The organism is Dokdonella sp., from assembly GCF_044227025.1.
GTDB lineage: Bacteria > Pseudomonadota > Gammaproteobacteria > Xanthomonadales > Rhodanobacteraceae > Dokdonella_A.
Window position 1 is genome coordinate 210,154 of record NZ_JBGAFX010000004.1, and the last position, 20,729, is coordinate 230,882.

Sequence of the window (20,729 nt, forward strand, 5' to 3'; positions counted from 1 at the left end):
GGTGCTCATGCGCGCGACCAGGCCGGCGCTGCGGCCGAATGCGTACCGGTGGCCGTGGCTGTCACGGGTGCAGTCCAATGGACGCCGAGCGCGTGCGCCACTTCGACGGCACTGCGCATGCCATCCTCGTGGAAACCCCACCCCCAGTACGCACCGGCGAACCAGGTGCGCCGATGGCCCTGCAGTTCTGCCCTGCGCGCCTGCGCCGCGACCGAGGCGCGCGTGTAGACCGGGTGCATGTAATGCAGGCGACGCAGGATGCGTGCCGGATCGATGGCGGCCGTGCGATTGAGGCTGACCACCAGCGGCACCGGCGAGTCGATGCCCTGCAGCAGGTTCATGCAATAGCTGACCGAGCATGCGGCGTCGCGGTCGCGCGGCACGTGCGCGTTCCATGCGGCCCATGCCTTGCGGTTGCACGGCAGCAGCGAAGCGTCCGTATGCAGCACGACTTCGTTGGACTGGTAGGGAATCGCGCCGAGCACTTCCTGCTCGCTCTCGTTCGCGTCCGCCAGCAGCGCCAGTGCCTGGTCGCTGTGGCAGGCGAGGACGAGCTGGTCAAAGCGTTCGACCGTGCCTGCAGCGAACACCTCCACGCCCTCGGCGTCGCGGGCAACGCGCAGGACCGGCGTGCCGGGACGCTCATCGACTCGCCAGGCGTGACGCATCGCCTGCACGTATGCGGAGGATCCGCCGACGACGACGCGCCACTGCGGGCGACCGCGCACCTGCAGCATCTGGTGGTTCGCCATGAAGTGCGCAAGGTAGCGCGCGGGAAACTCGAGAATCCTCTCGGGCGGCGACGACCAGAGGGCCGAGGCCATTGGCACCAGGTGCTCGTCGCGGAACGCGGTACCGAAACGATGCTCGGCCAGGAACTCGCCCAGCGTGGGACCTGCATCGGACCCTTCCAGAAGGTGTGGCGCGAGGCGGTAAAACCGCACGAGGTCGGCCAGCATGCCGAGGAAGCGGCGCGAGACGAGGTTGGAGCGCTGGCAGAACAGCGTATCCAGCGAGGTCGCGCTGTACTCGACGCCGCTCGCTTCGCTGTGTACGGAAAAACTCATCGTGGTCGGTTTCGTTTCGACGCCGAGCTCGTCGAACAGGCGCGTCAGCAGCGGATAGTGCTGTCGGTTGTGCACGATGAAGCCGGTGTCGACGCGATGGCATCGACCATCCAGTTCGATCTCGTGGGTATGCGTATGCCCGCCGAGGTAGTCGTTCGCCTCGAACAGCACGACCTCGTGGCGCTTCGAGAGCAGCCAGGCGCTGGCGAGACCCGCAATGCCTGATCCGACGATCGCGATGCGCATGTCAGCCGCGCCCCTTCGCCGCGACCCATGCCGGAATCGGCTTGAGGTTTCGCACGAGCCCGAATGCGGCCAGCCCGCGCAGCAGGTACCAGGTGATGTCGAGTTCCCACCAGCGGAATCCCTGGCGGACGGTGCCCGGGAAGAAATGGTGGTTGTTGTGCCAGCCTTCGCCGAACGTGATCAGGGCCAGCCACGCATTGTTGCGGCTGTCGTCCGCGGTATCGAAGCGACGCGAACCGACGCGATGGGCGAGCGAGTTGATCGTGACCGTCGCATGGAAAAGCGCCACGGTCGAGACGAAGAATCCCCATACCAGCATCTGCGCTCCGCTGGTGCCGGCCTCCGGCACGGCTGTCTCGAGCCACGCGCCGAACACGTACAGCAGGACGGCAAGCACGACCGGCACGACGGTGTCATAGCGGTCGAGCCAGCGCAGCTCGGGATACTTCGCGAAATCCGGTACGCGTGCCCAGTCCGTGCGGAACGCCGCGCGCGTCAGGAACCACCCGGCATGGCTCCACAGGAACCCGCGCAGGGTCGGCGAATGCGGATCAAGGGCAGTGTCGGCGTGCCGATGGTGATTGCGATGGTGCGCGGCCCACCACAACGGCCCGCGCTGCACGCACGAAGCACCGATCAGCGCGAAGGTGAACTGCACGCCGCGCGAGGCACTGAACGTCCGGTGCGAGAAATAGCGATGGTAGAACGCGGTCAGCGCGAACATGCGCAATGCATACAGCGCGGCCGCGGTCCACAACGCGACCGCCGACACGCCGACCCAGAGCACGCCGGCGCAGGCGACGTGCATCGCGAGGAACGGCAGTGCACGCAGCCAGTCGATGCGTTGGGCGTCCGCAGGCTCCGGGTCGGCGTCGTCGTCGACCCGGGTGTCGACCCAGCGGCGCAGGCGGGCCATCGCAGTGCGCGCACCCGGCGCTGGCGCGCCGACTGCCGGCGCGCCGCAGTCGGCATTCGTGCAGGATTCGCTGGACATGCATCGCTCCGTGACTCCACTCGGTACCGTCTATACGGACCGAGTGCGCGGACGGATGCAGTCGTGGATCAAATCTGCCGGATGCCGCCCTTCGCGACCACCGGACCGCTGGGTGCGGCATGCGGCAATCCGACCGACGGTTCGAGCGTGATCGCGAGCGTCGCACCGACGGCCAGCTCGCGCCGCAACGGTTCGGGCACCGCGATCGTGTGCGCCTTCTCGTTTGAGACGAACCCGAGCGACAACGGCGCCTTGCCCGCCGGAATGATCCACAGTTCATTCACGCGTCCGCTCGCGTCGGCGGTAGTCGGCACCGGAACCATCAGGACCTTGCCGTGCGACAGGTCGATTGACGCGAGCCAGCCGGTGCTGCCGTCGTCGTGCGCGAGCACGGTCACCGGCTTCGCGGCCTGCTCCTCGGCGACCGGCGGCAACGGCGCCGGCGGCTTCCGCGGTTGCAGGCCGATGACGACCGCCGCGAAGCCAGCGGCAGCGGCGAGAGCGGTCGCCGCGCGCCAGAACGCGATGTTGTTCCACAGGCCCGGTCGCGCCGCCCCGACCGAAGGCCAGCCGAGTTGCGTGCGGATGCGGGGCCATACGTGCGCCGAGACCACGACGGGCTCCACTCGCAAGAGCCAGGGCGCGAGGCGCTCATCCCATGCCTGCACGAGCTGTGCGAATGCGGGGTCCGCCGCGATACGCGCCTGCGCCTGCCGGCGGGCGGTGGCATCAAGCACGCCGAGCACATACTCGCCGGCACGGAGGTCGTCGCCGTGGCCGCTGTCGTCGAGGCGATCGTCGGCTGCGTTCATTGTTCGAGGCACGCCTTCAGCTGCGCCAGGCCACGGCGGATCCAGCTCTTGATCGAACCGAGCGGCGAACCCGAGCGCCCGGCGAGTTCCTCGTAGGTCGCGCCGTCGAAGAATGCGGTGCGAATCAGCGTCTGACGGCGCGGCTCGAGCTGGTCGAGGCAGTCATCCAGGCGCGCATGCTCGCCGGCAGCCTCGGCACGCGCCGCGGGCGATGGAGCATCGTCCGGGGTCGCCTCGATCGCTTCGATCGGCGCACGGTTCGCCGCCGCCGGCAGCGCGCGCAGCCGGTCGATCGCGCGATGGCGGGCGATGGTACCGAGCCAGGTCAGCGCGCTTGCGCGCGAGGCATCGAATTGCGCGGCCTTGCCCCAGGCGGCGACGTACACTTCCTGCAGCACGTCTTCCGCCTCGGCGCGATCGGCAAGCAGGCGCATGCAGATGCCGAGCAAGGTTGCGGATGTGGTCTGGTAGAGCGACTCGAACGCCTGCCTGTCGCCGAGCGCGACGCGCGCCAGCATTCGATCCGCGTTCTCCACCGCTCCGCTTCGTTCGGTCATCCTGCGCCCTTGACGGTACATGCCGCGGCAGCCGCGCTTCCGCCACGGCCCGCAGGCGATGTTATGCCATGCACGGGCACTGCGGTACAGCGGCGCGTTGGCCGACCCTTGACGCGACCGTGCCGCGCAGCCCCCTTGCATGCCGTCAGCCATTGCACCGCCCATCCAGCGGCCGCGCGAGGGCCGTATCCACTTCGGCCCGATCGACGCTTGCGGCGTACAGCTCCGGTGGGAACTCGATGCGCACCGCCTGATTGCGCCCGCGCCCGTCGCGGATGCTGCCGATGCCTTCGAAACGCAGCAGCCAGCGGTCGCTCGCGCGGTAGGCGAGATCGGTTTGCGGCACTGCAAAGCCGTACCATGCATCGAGTTTCATGCGCAGCCGCAGCAGCGAATCGTCGCCTTCCGCGGACGCTACCCTGCTGATGCTGACGCCGAGGAAATCGAACCGGCTCGGCAGCAGGAACGCGGCAGTGACCGGATTCCCGGCGAGCAGGTCGTCCCAGCGCTGCCTGATCAGCGCGTCGAAGCCGGCGTCGACGACGCCGTCCGGCCCGATGCGCACCATGCGCCGCTGCGTTTCTTCCTCCCGGCCCGCCTGCACGAACACCTCGCGCCGATCGCCCTCTCCACGCACGCCTTCGCGATAGCCGTCACGACCGTCGACGAACTCGAATTCGGGTGCCGAGGCGTCGCTTGCGACGCGCAAACGCTTGCGTGCGAATGGCGTCCCATCGGGGCAGCGATAGAGGACCACGCGCCCGGACGCGCCCTTCTCCTCGTAGCGCAGGTGGAGTTCACGGTACAGCAGTTCGCCATCCGCTTTCGCGTACGCGATGCCTTCGTAACGGTCCGCGGCGGACGCGTGCGGCGACCACGGAAGGCATAGCAGCACGGCAATGGCCAGCACGCCATGCGCCGCGCGTTCGAGTCGGGTTGCCGCGTTCACTGGCTGTCTCCGCCGCTGTCTTGCCGGGTATACGGTTCCAGCCGGCGCACGGATGCAGCTTCCAGCCCTTGAACAGCGCACCGCATGGCAAAAGCACGCGCGCCGTTATACTCGCCGTTCTCCTGCCGTCCGGACGTCGCCGACCTTGAGTTCCGCCGCCCCGTTGAATACCCCGCCGCGCATCGCGCGCCTGACCGACGTGCAGGCGTTCGCCGCCGCCGACATGGCTGCGGTCGACACGCTGATCCGCACGCGGCTTGCCTCCGACGTGGTGCTGATCAACCAGATCGCCGAGTACATCATCGGCAACGGCGGCAAGCGCCTGCGGCCGATGCTGCACCTGATCGCCGCGCGCGCGGCCGGTTACGCCGGACACGACCACCTGCAACTCGCCGCGCTGATCGAGTTCATCCACACCTCGACCCTGTTGCACGACGACGTGGTCGACGAGTCGGACCTGCGCCGCGGCCGCAAGACCGCGAACGCGGTATGGGGCAATGCGGCGAGCGTGCTGGTCGGGGATTTCCTCTACTCGCGCTCGTTCCAGATGATGGTCGAGCTCGACAGCATGCGCGTGATGCGCATCCTCGCCGACACCACCAACCGCATCGCCGAAGGCGAGGTGCTGCAGTTGCTCAACATCGGCAACCCGGACACGCACGAGCAGGCCTACCTCGACGTGATCGAACGCAAGACCGCGGTGCTGTTCGCCGCGGCGACGCGCCTTGGCGGCGTGATCGCCGGCGCATCGACCGCGCAGGAGGAAGCGCTGGCGCGCTACGGCCTCGATCTCGGCTACGCATTCCAGATCGCCGACGACGTGCTCGACTACGCATCCGACGCGGACACGCTCGGCAAGAACATCGGCGACGACCTCGCCGAGGGCAAGCCGACCCTGCCGCTGATCGTCGCGATCGAACGCAGCGCCCCGGCGCAGGCACGGATGCTCAAGGACGCAATCCGCGCCGGTGGCCTCGATCGCCTCGACGACGTGCTCGCCGCGATCCATGCAACGGATGCACTCGCCGCGTCGCGTGAACGCGCGCACCGCTATTCCGACTCCGCGCGCGACGCGCTCGCGCCGCTGCCACCGTCGGACGCACGCGACGCGCTGGCAGTGCTGGCGGACTACGCGGTCGATCGCACCCGCTAGGGCGGTCGGCGCGACGCCCGGGGTGCGCCAGGGATCGGTCGTAGCCGGTTGCTCCCCCGTGGGCGACGCAAGCAGCCACTTCAGCCGCGATATCCCGTGCGCTCAGCTCTCGGGGCGCGCCCGCGGACGCGCCTCCGCCTCGTCGTCTTCGACATCATCGTTGCAACCGATGTCGCGTCCGCCTTTCTCGATGTCCGAGCGCGCCCTTTCGGCCAGCCTGCGGTAACGGTCACGCGCCTGGTCCAGTTCCTTGTCGTCCAGTTCCTCGAGATCCAGCAGCGCGTTGTGCGCGCCGTTCATCGCGCGGATCAGTTCGTCCATCTTCACGTGCATCGCTTCCGAATCGCGGTTCTGCGTGTTCTGGATCAGGAACACCATCAGGAACGTGATGATCGTGGTGCCGGTGTTGATGACGAGCTGCCAGGTGTCGCTGAAGCCGAACAGCGGCCCGGTGACGGCCCACACGGCGACGATCGAGACGGCAAGGACGAACGTCGCCGGGCGCCCGGTGGCGCGCGAGGCGGCCGTGGCGAAACGGGTGAAGGCTGATTTTCGCCTGGCCATGCGCATGCGCCGGGGTCAATTCGCCGCGAAAGCTTCGGCGAAAAAGGCGTGCATCTGTGCAAAAGCGCGCTTCGCCGTGCGCTCGTTGTACTCGCAACCGGGCACCGTGCCGTGCGCGCCGGGGATCGCGAAACAGTGCACCGCGCCGCCGTAGGCGATGAACTGCCAGTCGACCTTCGCCTCGCGCATCTCCTGCTGGAAGCCGGCGATCTGTTCGGGCGATTCGAACTTGTCGTCGGCGCCATGCAGCACCAGCACCTTTGCCTTGATGTTCTTCGCGAGCGAAGGATCGTCGGTCGAGAGGTTGCCGTGGAACGAGACGACCCCGGCGACATCGGCCCCGCTGCGCGCGAGATCGAGCGTCGTCGCGCCGCCGAAGCAGAAGCCGATCGCGCCCCAGTGCCGGCCGTCGAGCGGCGCCTTGCCCGCCTGCGCCTTGAGCTGTGCGAGTGCCGCATCGATGCGCGCGCGCAGGACGTTGCGGTCCTTGTACATCGCTTCAGTCGCGGCGCCGGCCTCCTTCGGATCCTTCGGTCGCACCTCGATGCCGTAGACGTCGGCGACGAGGATCACGTAGTCCTTGCCGGCGATCCGTTTCGCCAGCGCGAGGTTGTCCGGCGTGATGCCGAGCCAGTCGGGCGTCATCACGATGCCCGGGCGCGCGGTCTTCGCGGCATCGTCGTAGACGAGCACGCTCTGCATCTTCTTGCCGCCGACCGCATAGTCGATCGGCCGGCTGACCATCGCCGCCTGCAGCGGCAGCGCGAACAGGAGTGCGAAGGCGACGGCAAATGAACGGATCATGGGCGGCTCCGGCTGCGACAGGGAAACACATGATAGACCTGTACCCGTGGCAACGGCTGCTAGACTGGCGCGCAACCCCACCGACCGGAGTCGCCGATGCGTCGCCCCAGCCTGATCCTCGCTACCGCTGCCGCGCTCGGCACTGCCGCCATCGCGACCGCGGCGGTCAAACCGGAAACCGCGATCGCCTATCGCCAGGCCGGCTACACGATGCTCGGCTGGAACTTCGGTCCGATGGCGCAGATGGTGCGCGGCAAGACGCCGTGGGACGCGGCCGAGTTCGCACGCCGCGCCGAGCGCGTCGCCCTGATCGCGCCGCAGTTGCTGGAAGGGTTCCCCGAAGGCTCCGATACCGGCGCGACGACCGAGGCGAAGCCCGATATCTGGAAGAACATGGACGACTTCAAGCTGAAGATGGACGACCTCGTCAAGCAGTCGAAGCTGCTCGCCGACGCCGCCAAATCGGGTGACGAGGCAAGAATGAAAGAGCAGTTCAAGCAGACCGCGGGCACCTGCAAGGCCTGCCACGACAAGTACCGCAGCGAGGATTGACGCCGGGGACCGGGCGCTGGGGAAACGAGGCGCGCGTCAGGCGGCCTCGCCCCACGCCACCAGCGCCCACACCGCTGCCGCTGCAAGCGCGAACAGCAGCAGCGCGAGCCAACCCGGCGCAAACCGCAACGACTGCGCGCGCACACCACGCGCATGTCCGGACAGCATCGGCAGGACGAGGTTGTTGCCGCGCAGGACCCCGTACGACGCGATCGCGACGAGGTGCAGCACGATCAGCGCAAGCAGCACGTAGCGGTTCCACAGGTGGATGCGCGTCATCCACGCCACGGTCGCAGCGGATACACGCGCAACCAACGGCCCTTCCTCGCTGATGTCGTCGCTCGCGAACAGGCCGCTGGTCGCCTGCAACGCAATCGACGCGAGCATCAGCACGACCGACCAGCCGCCGAGCGGGTTGTGTCCCGCGCCATGCGTCGCATCACCGCGCGCAAGGCCGGCAACGTAACGCCACACCGCGCGGGGGCCGCGCACGAATTCGCCGAAGCGGCTCGTCTGCGAGCCGCACAAGCCCCACAGCAGGCGGAACGCGATCAGCGCGAGCGTCGCGTAGCCGCACAGGTAGTGCCACTGCATCGACGGCCAGCCGAACTCGCCGCTCGCGTATTGCAACGCGACCAACGCGACCAGCAGCCAGTGGAACAGGCGGGTCGGCAGGTCCCACACGCGGTGGGAGTCGTTCGCTGGGTGCGTCATCGGCTGTTCCATGCGCACGAGCATAGCCGCAGCGCGTCGCGGACTCACGCGATCAACGACGCATGGACACCGCGCACCGGTCGCGCGTTGCCGCTGCGCGGCTTTGATCCTATAGTCGATTCATGCGCCGGGAGAGTGCGTCTGTGCCGTTGATGGATCGGGGAAAACAGGGCGCGCCCGGCGCATCCGCCGCGGAGACCGCGGACGCGTCGGCGCAGGCCGACCTGTTCGCGCTGGCGTACGACGAGCTGAAGCGGATCGCCCATCGCGCGCGCCGCAACAGTCCGCGCGCGGAGACCATCGATACCACCGCGCTGGTGCATGAAGTATTCCTCAAGATCCGCGTTCGCGACGAAGCGCGCGACAAGGATCCCGCCTACCTGCGCGCGCTCGCTGCCCGCGCGATGCGCCAGGTCCTCGTCGACCGCGCGCGCCGGCGCCTCGCCGACAAGCGCGGCGAAGGCGTTCCACTCGTCACGCTGGACGGCCTGAATGCCGCGTCGGGTGAAGCCGCTCCGTTCGACCTTCTTTCGGTCGAGCATGCATTGACCGAACTCGAACGCCTCGACGAGCGCCTCGCGCGTCTGGTCGAGATGCATGTATTCGCCGGCATGAGCATGACCGAAGTCGCGCACGTGCTGGAGGTCAACGAACGGACGGCCTACCGCGACTGGCGCAAGGCGCGCGCGTTCCTGATCGGGCATCTCGACGCGGCAGGGGTCGGCTAGGATGGATGCGTCGCGCTTTCGCCGGATCGGCGAATTGTTCGATGTGCTGGTCGACCTGCCGGCGGGCTCGCGCGCGCAGCGGCTGCGCGAGCTGTGCACCGATGCATCGCTGCGCGCCGAGGTCGAGGCGCTGCTGCGCGCGGACGCGCGCGGCGACTCGTTTGAAGCAGCGGCATTCGACCAGCGCGACGCCCTCGCGATGGATGACGGCGAAGCGCACATTCCGCTGCCCGACCACGCGTTCGGCGATTGGCGCGTGATCCGCGAACTCGGCCGCGGCGGCATGGGCATCGTCTACCTGGTCGAGCGCGACGGCGACCGCTTCCTCCAGCGCGGCGCGCTGAAGCTCATCAAGCGTGGCATGGATTCCGAACCGATCGTGGCGCGCTTCCTGCGCGAGCGTCGCGTGCTAGCGCAACTCGATCATCCCGGCATCGCGCGCCTGCTCGACGGCGGCATGAGCGCGGACGGGCGGCCGTTCCTGGTCATGGATTTCGTCGATGGCGTCCGGCTGTCCGAGCACATGCGGGCGAACCCGTTGCCGCTGGCGGATCGGCTGCGGATATTCCTGGATGTCTGCGACGCCGTCGCACACGCCCATCGCCAGCTCGTCGTGCATCGGGACATCAAGCCGGCGAACATCCTCGTCACGCGCGAGGGCATCGTGAAGCTGCTCGATTTCGGTATCGCCAAGCTGCTCGCTGACGGCGACGGCGACGGCGGCACCGCGACTCGTGCGGGACCGTTCACGCCTTCGTACGCCGCGCCCGAGCAGCGCGAAGGCGGCGTGGTCGGAACCGCCGCCGACGTCTACGCGCTCGGCGCCCTGCTGTACGAACTGTTGACTGGCACCTGTGCGACGACCGGTCGCCACGGCGGCGCGGCAGTGGACGAAGTCACCGCACCCAGCGTGCGGGCACTCGCCGGCGTGGCCACCGCCATTCCGCCACGCCTGTTGCGCGGCGACCTCGACATCATCACGCGACGCGCGTTGCAGCACGATCCGGAGCGGCGCTATCCGAGTGTGGATGCACTGGCCGACGATGTACGCCGCCACATCGAAGGCCGTGCGATTGTTGCGCGGCGAGCGAGTACCGGCTATCGCGCCTACACGTTCGCCCGGCGACATCGATACCTGCTGTCCGCCGCGTCCCTGGTGGTCGTCGTGTCGATCGCCGCGGCGATCTTCAGCCGGCACCAGGCCGACGCGGCGCGCAGCCAGGCGCAACGCGCACGCACCGCACAGGCCTTCCTCGCCGGGGTCTTCGCCCAGGCGAGTCCCGACGAGAACAATGGCCGACCGTTCACGGCGCACGAACTGCTCGAGCGCGGCGAACGCCAGGCAGCCCAACTGGCCAACGTTTCCTCGCAGGTCGAAATGCTCAACCTCGTCGCCGGCCTGTACTGGGACATCGGCGACTACGATCGTGCAGGCACGGTCGCGACACGCGCGATCGGCCTCGGTGCCTCCGCACCGCCTGCAGTGCGGGCACGCAGCCGGATCGTGATGGCGCGCGTCGCGAGCGAGCTTCGCTCCTTTCCCGAGGCCCTTCGCCATGCGCGGGAAGCGCGGTCGCTGGCCATCGAGGCCGGCGAGGATGGACAGGCCGAAGCACTCGATGCCCGGCGCACGGAAATCGGCGCGCTCGTCGCGAGCCAGGACTATCGGACCGCTTCCCCGATGCTGCAAGGACTGCTCGACGACGATCGCGCGCGATTCGGCGAAGTCTCGAACGAGGTGGCCGACGATTACGTCCTGCAGGGCAAGATCCTCGAGAACAGCGCGCGCGGGCCGGAAGGAATCGCCGCGATCACCCGTGCGGTCGGCATCCTGCGCGCGTTGCCGACGCGCTCGGACACGCGCCTGCTGGATGCGTCCAGCCGGCTCGGCGTGGCGCAACTGCATGAGCAGGATCTCGCCGCAGCAGAACCGACGCTGCGCGAATGCGTCGAGCTCGCAACCCGCCTCTACGGCCCGGACAACATCCAGACCTGGACCACCCGCTCGAACCTGATCCGCGTCGCGGAGCTGGCCGGTCGATTCGACGAAGCGGTGCGCGAACGCGGCGCGCTGCTCGACGTCGAGCGCGCCGCGCTCAAGGATTCCAATCCCGGCCAGCTCAGCAGCCACGCCAAGTTCCTCGCTGCCGACCTGCGCGAGCTGGGTCGTTTCGGCGAGGCCGAAGCCGCGTTCCGGGAATCGTTGCAACTGGCGGACAAGGCCAACGGCACGCCAGGCGGCAGCGACAGTGCGGACGCCCTGCTGCACCTCGGCTACACGCTGCAGCTGCAGGGCCGCCATGCCGAAGCCGAGGTCGCGATGCGCGCGGCCTATGCGATCACCAGCGCGCATGAACTCGCGAGGTCGCAGTGGCTCAACGACACCCGCGCCCGCCTCGGCAACCTCCTGCGCGTGCAAGGCCGCAATGACGAGGCGCTGGTCGAGTTGCGCGCGTCTGCCGCGGCACTGGCGCCGACCGAGCCCGACTCGTCGAAGCCCGACCCCGTCCGCGCGAACGTGCTCGCCCAGCTCAGCCTGGCCGAGCTCGAAGCCGGGGATGCGCGCAAGGCCGAATCCATCGCCAGCGATGCGCTCGCGCTGGCGCGTCGCTCCTTCGTGCCCGGCAACTTCCGGCTGGGCGCCTCGCTGTACGCCCTCGCGCGCGCGAAGCTGGCCAGAGGGATGGCGGATGCGTCGCTGCAGCTGCTCGACGAAGCGCTGAAGGTACGTTCGCCGCCACATCCGCCGGGCGATCCGCGCGTGCTCGAGGTGCAGGCGAGCCGCGTCGCAACCCTGGCTGCGCTGGGACGTGACGAGGAAGCCGCTGCGCTTCGGCGGTCCGTGGATCCGTTGATCGACAAGCTTGGGGCGCCGTACCGGCCTGCCCTGCGCCGGGAAATGGCGATCCGCAACTGATCGCGACCGGCGTGTCAGGGTTTTGCGCTGCAGTGCGTGAAGGGTAGTCCACGGAGGACACCATCATGACCTTTACACGCTTCAGCTTCGCCCTGTGCATGTTCGCGCTCACCCTGGTTGCCGCACCCGGCAAGGCCGTCCCGCTGCCGCCGGGCTCGATCGACCCGGCCTTCGGCGACAACGGCTTCGTTCGCCTCTACTACGACGACCGCCTCGGCGCGACGACGGACGACAGCGGCCGCACGATCCGCATCGTGCAGGGAGACCTCGGCGGCGGCGCCTTCGGCCCCAAGTGGATCCTCGTCGCCGGTCCGGCTGGCCGCTACGTCGAGATCACGCGCCTGACGATGAACGGCCAGATCGATCCCACCTTCGGCGCGAACGGCGTCGCGTTCTCGGCCCGCTCGAACGTGGCCAGCTACGGCGGCATGGTCGTCATGCCCAACGGCGACATCGTCATCGGCTATGCCGACGACTACCTCGGCCCCGACGACGACAGCAAGGACTTCTTCATCGAGGTATTCACCGCCGACGGGCAACCGAAGAATGTCGGTGGCGACGAATCGCCGAACCAGCGCTGGGTCGACCTCAGCAACGGCAATGGCAGCTGCAACACGACCTATCGCGAGAATCGCGCGCAGCGCCTGATCCTCACTGCGGAGGGCGGCATCGTGCTCGTCGGAGACATCGCCAACTACAATTCCGACGACCAATTCCAGCAGCGCTACGTCGCCACCGCCGAATTCAACGGCGGTTCCTACGGTCCGGCGCGGCCCGGATTCTTCTGCACTAGCGCAGGAGGAATGCTCTGGAGCCTCTACTCGAACGGCAGCAGCTTCAGCTCCGACGGAATCGTCCACGGTGCCGTCTCCGATGTCGGCGCACATGTGCTGACTGTCGGCAGTGCCGACCTGTCTGGCGACGGCCAAGCGCAGCTTTGGGGCATGCAGAACTACGCCGATCTCGCCAGCGGCGGACTCAACCATGACTACGACGTCGGCATGCCCGCGGGTTACTGGCAGCAGCGCCAGAGCGATTTCTGGCAGATCCGTACCGAGGCGCAGCCTGGACACTTCGTGTTGTTCGGCGACGCGGAGAACGGAACCTTCGGCGGCAACGTACGACGGCTGCCGGTGATCGCGACGACCTCGGCAAACGCGATGACGCCGCTGTGGTTCTACCCGATCGGTGCGGCGGCCGACACCGCGGTGGCGGCGCTCGATGGCCAGCGCCTTCCCGGCGCACTCGATCTCATGGTGATCGGCGGCGCAAGGGACTGCACGGCGGCGAACAGCTGCGGCAGCGACTGGAACAGCATCGTCGTCGGGGTCAGCAACGGTCAGTCGATCCTCAATGCCTACCAGCCGCAACCCGCGTTCGGCAGCGAAGGCTGGGTGCGCCACGCGGTGCCCGACTACGACGGATCGCCCGCGACCCACGCGCTCGCATGGAGTGGCGTGATCCAGGCCGGCATCACGGCCGCGTCCGACACCAACCTCTACGTCGTCGGCGAGTTCGTCACGAACGCCGATGGGCACCTCGACACGTTCGTCGCCAAGCTGCGCATCCTCAATGGCGGCGACCCGCCGTGGTACATCCCCGCCGACACGATCTTCCGGGACGGGTTCGACTGAACCGACCGGCCTCGAGCATCAGAGGATGCCGAGGCCCTCGATGCGTCCGATCGCCGCCGGATCGAAACCCGCGAGCTGCGCGAACGCGCAGCCGCGCTCGGCGTAGTCCTTGAACTGGTCGAAGCTCGGCGCGCCGGGCGAGAGCAGCACGACGCCTCCCGGCGGCGTCGCCGCGCGCGCGAGCGCGAACGCTTCGGCGAGCGTCGCCGCCGATTGCCGCACGTAGGCGCCGCCGGTTTCGTCCAGCAACGCGGCAATGCGCGGACCGTTCGCACCCATCGTGATGATCGCGTGCGGCGGTTGCGCACGCACCGCGTCGGCGAACGGCTGCCAGTCGAGGCCGCGGTCGTGGCCACCGACCAGCACGCTCATCGCATGGCCGTGAAAACTCGCGAGCGCTTCGAGCGTCGCCTGCGGCGTGGTCGCGATGCTGTCGTCGACGAATGTGATGCCATCATGCACGCCGAGTGTCTGCAGCCGGTGCGGCAGCGGACGGAATGTCGCGATCGCCGGCGCTGCCGCGCGCGCATCCTCGTCCGCGGCATCGAGCGTGGCGAGTGCGGCGCACAGGTTCAGCGCGTTGTGCGGGCCCGGCAGCGGCGATCGGGCAAGCGCGAACGCCGCCTGTCCGTCGCGCGCGATCGTGCCGTCGCTGACGTGCCACCCTCGTGCGTCACCGAACGTGCGGCGACCCGCGTGCACCCCGGTGCGGCTGAGCAGATCCGGCTGCAATGCGCCGACGACCAGCGTGCGGGAAACCGCGGCGAGCGCGAGCTTGTCCTCGACGTAGCGTTCGCGCGTGCCGTGCCAGTCGAGGTGTTCCTCGTACACGTTGTTGATCACGCCCACCTCGATCGGACCGGCTTCGCGCGTCTGGAAACTCGACAGTTCCACCACCCACCAGTCCGGTGCCTGCGGCGGATCGAGCAACTCGAGCAGCGGCAAGCCGATGTTGCCGGCCAGCGCCACGCGTCGCCCGAGCGAACGCAGCAGATGCGCGATCAGCGCGGCGACCGTGCTCTTGCCCTTGGTACCGGTCACGCCGATCACGCGCGCGTCGGGGTTCTCGGCGAACCACAGCGCGGTGCCGGAGGTGAAACGCGTGCCGTTGTGCTGCGCCTCGATGATTTCGGGTCGATACGCGCCGATGCCGGGCGACTTGATCACGACCTCGAACGCGGACAGCGCCCCCGCGCTCGGTGCGTCGGTGACGACCTGTGCTGCCGGATGCACCGCCTGGCCGAAAGCCGCTTCCGAGCCACTGCAGAACAGCGTCACCGGCTGCCGCGGCAGGCGCAGCTGCAGCGCGGAGAGCGCAGCGCGGCCTTCGCGCCCGAAGCCCCACACCGCGACGCGACGTCCGGCGAGATCAGCGATGCGCATCGATGAACCCCCGCAGACGTGGCGGGATGCGATCGTCGCCGGCGGGAACCAGCAGGTCCGCCAGCGCGGGAACGTCGCCGAGTTGCGGTTGGATCTCGTCGACGAAGCGCGCGATCAGCGCGTCCTCGCGCCATTCCGCTCGCGCGGCGAGCGCCGCCATCGCAGCGCGCGACTCGCTGCCCTCGCCGACGCATTCGAACGGCTTGTGGTCGCGGTATTCCATCAGCGCATCGAACGCGGGCGCGAGCGATTCGTCATCGAGCAGGTTGCGCCCGAAGATCGCGAGCAGGCGCGGCTTGGGCATGAACGGTGCGAGCGCGAGGAACACGAAATGGCACTTCGGGCACTGCCCGCACCAGCGGTCGGCCGGCTTCGGCCCGAGAATGCGGAAGTTGCGGTTGCAGCTCGAGAACACGTCGTCGTAGCGCGACGAGCGCGCGAAGCGCTCGGCCACTGCAAGCTCCGACAGCGGACGCAGCAGCGAGTAGTAGTCGAGATCCGGCACCACGCGTGCGTGCAGCAGTTCGCCGAACCGTCGCTCGAACTCCCAGCCCTTGCTCCACTGGTGGTTGACCGCCTGGCCGTCGTATTCGAGCGTCGCACTCGATGCCGAGCGCTCGTTGGAGAACGCAATCGCGTCGTAGCCGTACAGGACGGCCGCGACCGCGAGGATCGCCGAGTTGATCGCGGTCACCGGGATGTGCCCGTTGTACGCGCCCTGCTTGTTGTACTCGAACAGCAGCGGCGACAGCTCGCGCCGCATGTTCAGCAGCGGCAGCCCGGTGCGCGCGGCGCAGGCTGCGATCAGCGGCGAATTGCCGACCCACACCGCGGTCGCATCCTCCCCGGCCGCCTTGAGGATTTCGACGCTGACCAGCGAATCCTTGCCGCCGCCGATCGGCACGAGGGTGCGCCGGGGCGATCCGCTCCCCGCACTGGCAAGTGCTCCTGTGGGAGCGGCGGAAGCCGTGATGCCCTTCGCCCCCTCGGTCGCGGCCGAAGCCGCCCGCACTGGAAACCGGATCCTGCCGCGCAAATCGAGCTTGTTGTGGTACGCGAACTCGCCGAGACCGTGCAGATACAGCGCCTCGAGAAATTCCGCCGCCGCTTCGTCGAGCACGCACGACTCGACGCGGATTTCGCCTGGCACACCGGCCTTGTAATAGCTGACCCCGGCGATCAGGTGCAGCAGATCAAGCGCCGCATCGAACGCGGCCGCTCGCTCCGGCGCGAGCGCCGGCGCATCGGGGAACACGATGCGCTCGACGAGTTCGGACCCGTCGTCGAACGCATAGACGAGAGAAGCGACGCCGTCGGCGTAGTCGCAGCGGACGAAGCGGAAAGCGCGTGCCACGCGCGGACTATCGCTGCTCATCGGAATCCTTGCTGCCAAACAGTCTTTGCTCTTCACGGGCGATGCCCGACGCCACCAGTCGTGCGACAGCCAGAACCATGGCCTGTCCGACTACGAGAATCGCCAGGACCAGGATTGCCAGCATGAGCAGGAGCGTGCCGGAGATACCGGGCGTGGACTGATAGTGCGGCATCGGCGCCAGTGCGAGAGGCAGCACCGCGATGAACTGCAACGGGAAATAAATCATCGCCCCGACGAAAATACTGCGTCCCAGGAACGCGCCGAGGCTGCGCCGTGCCCAGCGCGAAGGAAGCCAGCCGTCCCTGCGCGTCACGAGGAACAAGGCGACCCCGTAGGACACCGCCAGCGGAATTCCCACCCACCATACATTGAGCTGTTTTGGAAAGTAGGAAGGGAAATCGGCGACATGAAGCCGATAGAACTCACCAGCGCACCAAATGGCGAGAACAGCCGCCAGCATTCCACCGGCCACGGTTGTCATTCGCGCTTCCGTCACAACACCACCTCGGCGGCCGGCTCGCGCAGGTTGTAGCGCGAGGCCATAACCGCACCATACGCACCAGCCTGCGCGATCAACAGTACGTCGCCTTCGCGGCATTCGGGCAGGCGGCGGTTGTTGCCGAGCACGTCACCGCTTTCGCAGATCGGGCCGACCACCTGCACCATCGTCGAAGCGGGTTCGCCGAGGCGCGTCAGGTTCACGATCTCGTGCCACGCCTCGTACAGCGCCGGGCGCATGAGCGAGTTCATACCGGCGTCGACGCCGACGTAGTGCACGCTGCCCTTGCGCTTGGTCTGGGTGACGCGTGCGAGCAGCACGCCGGCCTCTGCGACGAGGTAACGCCCCGGCTCCATCCACAGCGCGAACTGCGGATACGCGCGCTTCACTTCGGCGAGCGACTCGCCGAGCGCGGCGAGGTCGAGCGCACTCTCGTCAGGGCGCGACGGCACACCGAGTCCGCCGCCGATGTCGAGCGATTCGATCCGGCTGAACCCTTCGGCGAGACTCGCGAGCTGGCCGTACACCGAACGCCAGTGCGAGGCATCGAGGATGCCCGAGCCGAGGTGCGCGTGCAGGCCGGTGATGCGCGCGCCGCGCTCGCGTGCGAGCGTGCGGAATGCGTCGAGCTGGTCGAGCGCGAGGCCGAACTTCGAACCGTCGCCGCCGGTGCGCACCTTGTCGTGGTGACCGCGTCCGCTGCCGAGGTCGATGCGCAGGTGGATCGCGTGATCGGCGAACAGCTCGCCCCAATGCTGCAGTGGATGCAGCGCGTCGAGCGTGACGTGCACGCCAAGCGCGAGCGCGGCCGCGTACTCCTCGCGCGGCGCGAAGTTCGGCGTGAACAGGATGCGCTCCGCTTCCAGCGTCGGCAGGGTTGTCCGTACGGCTTCGATTTCGGCCAGCGACACGCATTCGAATGCGAAGCCTTCCTCGTGCAACGCTTTCAGGATCGCCGGGTGCGGATTCGCCTTCAGCGCGTAATGCCAGCGGTCGACCGCGCCGAGCGCGCGCAGCGCACGCGCCTGCGCGCGCACGACGCCGAGCGAGTAGACGTAGCGCGGCGACGCCGCGCCGGCCAGTTCCAGCAGCGCAGCGCGTTCGCGCCGCCACCACGATTCGCGTGGCGTCGCCGCGGGTTCGCCGAGCTCGCGCCAGCTCGGCCCGAACACCGCACCGTCCTCGACGCGCAGCGCGTCGGCACGGATCAGCAGCGCGTGCAGGCGCGGAATGAGGTCGTCGACGAGCGACTCGTCGACGACGAAGGTGAGGTTGAGGTTGTTCGACGACTGCGAAATCAGGTGTACGTCGAGCGCGCCGAACTCGGCCAGCACGCCGGACAGTCGGTGCAGTTGCGCACGCATGCCGCGTCCGACCAGGGTGATCGCCGCGCACGGCGCGATCACCTTGACCCGGCAGATCTTCGCGAGGTCGGCGGCGAGCGCGGACAGCACGTCGGAGTTGACGAGGTTCTCGCTCGGGTCCAGCGACACGGTCACGTTCGTCTCGGCCGAGCCGATCAGGTCGACCGACAGGCCGTGGCGCTTGAACTCGGCGAACACGTCGGCGAGGAAGCCGACCTGCTGCCACATGCCCACGGTCTCCATCGACACGAGCGTGACGCCCTTGCGCGCGCTGATCGCCTTCACGCACGGCGCCGCGTCGGCGGCGACCGCGCGGATCTCGGTGCCGGCGAGCTGCGGGCGGTTGGTGTCCTTGATGACCAGCGGCACGCCGGCGCGGCGCAGCGGACCGAGCGAACGCGGATGCAGCACCTTCGCGCCGGTGGTGGCGATCTCCTGCGCTTCCTCGTAGTCGAGCCGCGCGAGCAGGCGCGCATCCGGTACCACGCGCGGGTTGGCGCTGAACATGCCGGGTACGTCGGTCCAGATCTCGACGCATTCTGCCTTGAGCATTGCACCGAAATAGCCGGCCGAGGTGTCCGAACCGCCGCGGCCGAGCAGCACCGTGCCGCCGTCGCCGTCGCGCGCGATGAAGCCTTGCGTGATGAACACATCGCCGCGTGAAGCGAGCGACGCGGCGAACGCGGCGTCCGGCACCGCCGGCACATTCGCCGAAAGATGGCGCGCCCACGCGCCCTGGTTCGCCAGCGGCTGCGCGACGAGGTGTTCGCGCGCATCCAGCCAGCGTGTTTCGATGCCTTGCGTGCCGAGGAAGGAGACGCCGAGCGTGCTCGACATCAGTTCGCCGAGCGCGAACACCTCGGCCTGCCACGAGAGGTCGCCGGCGGCGCGACGGCCATCGATGATGAGCTGGTCGAGCCGTGCCAGCCAGCCGTCGAGCGCATTGCGCGACGGCAACTCCAGCTCGCGCAGCAGCGTGTTGTGCCGCTCGACGATCGCGACCTGCGCTTCGCGGCACGCTCCGCTGTCGGTGCGCGACTCCGCGATGCGCTTGAGCAGGTCGGTGATGCCCGACAACGCCGACACGACGATCAGCACATTCCGCCCGCGCGCGTGATGCGCGGCGGCGATGCGCGCGATCGTCTCCCAGCGCGGACGCGTGGACACGCTGGTGCCGCCGAACTTGGCGACGACCCACGGCTTGTGCGCAGCAGACGCGACGGAGCTCAAACGGATCCCAGGAGGTCGGAAGTGGCCGGCATTCTTTCGTGCAGCGCAGCAGAACGCAACCAGATGGCGCCGTGCGGGCAATCCGGTGGCAACGATCTGATCGCCACGATCGGCGCACTTTTGCGGCAGAATCCACACCCCCTGTCATGGACGAACGCTTGGCTTATGAGCAATGGTCATGTCGCGGCACGCATGCGCCGCTTCGCGCAGGTGGACGTGTTCACCCAGCGCGCCGGCTACGGCAACCCGGTCGCGGTCGTGTTCGAGGCGGACCTGCTCGACACGGCGACGATGCAGCGCATCGCCAACTGGACGAACCTGTCGGAGACGGCATTCGTGCTCGCCGCACGCGGCGGACGCGCGGATTTCCGCTTGCGCATCTTCACGCCGCGCCAGGAGCTGCCATTCGCCGGGCATCCAACGGTCGGCGCGACCCACGCGGTGCTTGAAGCGCGCCCGCAGCTGGCCGAGCGCCACCGGCTCACGCTCGAATGCGCTGCCGGCCTGCTGCCGGTGCGCATCGAGCGCAACGGCGGATCGCCACGCATCTTCGTCGAGGCGCCGACCGCGACGTTCGAACCGACCGCCGCGTCGCTGGCGGTCGACCTCGTACTCGGCGGTGCGTCGCTGGCGCATGCGGCACCGCGCCTGGTCGATGTTGGCGCACGCTGGCTGGTGGTCGAATATGCGGACGCCGCGGCGGTGCGCGCGATGCAGCCCGACTTCGAACGCATCACCGCGCTGACCACGCGCGAGCGCGACGTCGTCGGCCTGTGCGTGTTCGCGCGCGAACCCGAGGGCGACGCGGCGATCGTGGTACGCGCGTTCTGTCCCGCCGACGGCATCCCCGAGGACCCGGTCACCGGCAGCGCCAACGCGGCCATCGCGGCGTTCCTGCGCGACAACGGCCGCCTCGCCGCGATCGGCCCGCGCTACCGCGCAAGCCAGGGCCGCGAAGTCGGCCGCAACGGTTTCGTCGATGTCGTCGTCGACGAAGCCGCCGGCACGATCGCGATCGGCGGCGATTGCGTGACCTGCATCAACGGCACGATTGCCTTGTAGGGCGGTACGCGCGAATGCGCGTGCCGCCGCGCGGTTCGTCGCAGCGTGCTCTTCGTGGGAGCGGCGGAAGCCGCGATGCTGTCGCTCGGCACCGGGAAAGCATCGCGGCTTCCGCCGCTCCCACA

The 20,729-nt window shown here is 68.6% G+C and carries 18 protein-coding genes; 6 read left to right on the forward strand and 12 right to left on the reverse strand.

Annotated features, from left to right (window positions below):
• Nucleotides 1-5 precede the first annotated feature (5 nt).
• From ACILRJ_RS11335 to ACILRJ_RS11355, 5 genes are all read right to left on the reverse strand, one after another.
• Nucleotides 6-1,313: an NAD(P)/FAD-dependent oxidoreductase gene (locus ACILRJ_RS11335; protein ID WP_395683296.1), complete on the reverse strand. Its 1,308-nt coding sequence runs from the start codon at nt 1,311-1,313 to the stop codon at nt 6-8.
• A gap of 1 nt (nt 1,314) precedes the next feature.
• Nucleotides 1,315-2,229: an acyl-CoA desaturase gene (locus ACILRJ_RS11340; protein ID WP_395683520.1), complete on the reverse strand. Its 915-nt coding sequence runs from the start codon at nt 2,227-2,229 to the stop codon at nt 1,315-1,317.
• Between the two features lie 146 nt (nt 2,230-2,375).
• Nucleotides 2,376-3,119: an anti-sigma factor domain-containing protein gene (locus tag ACILRJ_RS11345; RefSeq protein WP_395683297.1), complete on the reverse strand. Its 744-nt coding sequence runs from the start codon at nt 3,117-3,119 to the stop codon at nt 2,376-2,378.
• Complete coding sequence (locus tag ACILRJ_RS11350; RefSeq protein ID WP_395683298.1) at nt 3,116-3,676, reverse strand: sigma-70 family RNA polymerase sigma factor; 561 nt, start codon at nt 3,674-3,676, stop codon at nt 3,116-3,118. Before ACILRJ_RS11350 ends, ACILRJ_RS11345 begins: the two co-directional genes overlap by 4 nt.
• Nucleotides 3,677-3,821: 145 nt before the next feature.
• Nucleotides 3,822-4,625, reverse strand: a complete 804-nt coding sequence (locus ACILRJ_RS11355) for a hypothetical protein (RefSeq protein WP_395683299.1) — start codon at nt 4,623-4,625, stop codon at nt 3,822-3,824.
• 223 nt (nt 4,626-4,848) lie between these two features.
• Between ACILRJ_RS11355 and ACILRJ_RS11360 the strand changes: the two genes are divergently transcribed.
• Nucleotides 4,849-5,778: a polyprenyl synthetase family protein gene (locus ACILRJ_RS11360; RefSeq protein ID WP_395683521.1), complete on the forward strand. Its 930-nt coding sequence runs from the start codon at nt 4,849-4,851 to the stop codon at nt 5,776-5,778.
• A 102-nt stretch (nt 5,779-5,880) separates the two neighbouring features.
• Here ACILRJ_RS11360 and ACILRJ_RS11365 read toward each other — a convergent pair whose 3' ends face one another.
• Nucleotides 5,881-6,342, reverse strand: coding sequence for a low affinity iron permease family protein (locus ACILRJ_RS11365; RefSeq protein WP_395683300.1), 462 nt, complete (start codon nt 6,340-6,342; stop codon nt 5,881-5,883).
• Between the two features lie 15 nt (nt 6,343-6,357).
• Entirely contained in the window at nt 6,358-7,146 is a 789-nt protein-coding gene (locus ACILRJ_RS11370) for a dienelactone hydrolase family protein (RefSeq protein ID WP_395683301.1), read from the reverse strand.
• A 96-nt stretch (nt 7,147-7,242) separates the two neighbouring features.
• Between ACILRJ_RS11370 and ACILRJ_RS11375 the strand changes: the two genes are divergently transcribed.
• Complete coding sequence (locus tag ACILRJ_RS11375) at nt 7,243-7,698, forward strand: c-type cytochrome (RefSeq protein ID WP_395683302.1); 456 nt, start codon at nt 7,243-7,245, stop codon at nt 7,696-7,698.
• Between the two features lie 36 nt (nt 7,699-7,734).
• Here ACILRJ_RS11375 and ACILRJ_RS11380 read toward each other — a convergent pair whose 3' ends face one another.
• Nucleotides 7,735-8,412, reverse strand: coding sequence for a cytochrome b/b6 domain-containing protein (locus tag ACILRJ_RS11380; RefSeq protein WP_395683303.1), 678 nt, complete (start codon nt 8,410-8,412; stop codon nt 7,735-7,737).
• A gap of 152 nt (nt 8,413-8,564) precedes the next feature.
• On the opposite strand from ACILRJ_RS11380, the gene ACILRJ_RS11385 reads away from it, so the two are divergent.
• From ACILRJ_RS11385 to ACILRJ_RS11395, 3 genes are all read left to right on the forward strand, one after another.
• The gene (locus tag ACILRJ_RS11385) at nt 8,565-9,140 is read left to right on the forward strand and encodes an ECF-type sigma factor (protein WP_395683304.1); all 576 of its coding nucleotides are present in this window, start codon (nt 8,565-8,567) and stop codon (nt 9,138-9,140) included.
• Between the two features lies 1 nt (nt 9,141).
• Nucleotides 9,142-12,057, forward strand: coding sequence for a protein kinase domain-containing protein (locus ACILRJ_RS11390; RefSeq protein ID WP_395683305.1), 2,916 nt, complete (start codon nt 9,142-9,144; stop codon nt 12,055-12,057).
• 65 nt (nt 12,058-12,122) lie between these two features.
• Nucleotides 12,123-13,691 (forward strand): hypothetical protein, encoded by a 1,569-nt coding sequence (locus tag ACILRJ_RS11395; RefSeq protein ID WP_395683306.1) that lies wholly within the window; start codon nt 12,123-12,125, stop codon nt 13,689-13,691.
• 18 nt (nt 13,692-13,709) lie between these two features.
• Here the strand turns inward: ACILRJ_RS11395 and murD are convergent, their stop codons facing one another.
• From murD to ACILRJ_RS11415, 4 genes are read right to left on the reverse strand one after another with little or no spacing between them, the layout of a single operon-like run.
• Nucleotides 13,710-15,074 carry a UDP-N-acetylmuramoyl-L-alanine--D-glutamate ligase gene (gene murD / locus ACILRJ_RS11400; protein WP_395683307.1) on the reverse strand — a complete coding sequence of 455 codons (1,365 nt, stop codon included), beginning with the start codon at nt 15,072-15,074 and terminating at the stop codon, nt 13,710-13,712.
• Entirely contained in the window at nt 15,061-16,449 is a 1,389-nt protein-coding gene (gene murL / locus ACILRJ_RS11405; RefSeq protein WP_395683308.1) for a UDP-N-acetyl-alpha-D-muramoyl-L-alanyl-L-glutamate epimerase, read from the reverse strand. The genes murD and murL overlap by 14 nt, the downstream gene beginning before the upstream one ends.
• Entirely contained in the window at nt 16,436-16,930 is a 495-nt protein-coding gene (locus ACILRJ_RS11410; protein ID WP_395683309.1) for a hypothetical protein, read from the reverse strand. The genes murL and ACILRJ_RS11410 overlap by 14 nt, the downstream gene beginning before the upstream one ends.
• An 11-nt stretch (nt 16,931-16,941) precedes the next feature.
• A complete protein-coding gene (locus ACILRJ_RS11415; protein WP_395683310.1) occupies nt 16,942-19,542 on the reverse strand; it encodes a bifunctional aspartate kinase/diaminopimelate decarboxylase in 2,601 nt (866 codons plus the stop codon).
• A 165-nt stretch (nt 19,543-19,707) separates the two neighbouring features.
• Between ACILRJ_RS11415 and ACILRJ_RS11420 the strand changes: the two genes are divergently transcribed.
• Nucleotides 19,708-20,604 (forward strand): PhzF family phenazine biosynthesis protein, encoded by an 897-nt coding sequence (locus ACILRJ_RS11420; RefSeq protein ID WP_395683311.1) that lies wholly within the window; start codon nt 19,708-19,710, stop codon nt 20,602-20,604.
• The last annotated feature ends 125 nt before the right edge of the window (nt 20,605-20,729 follow it).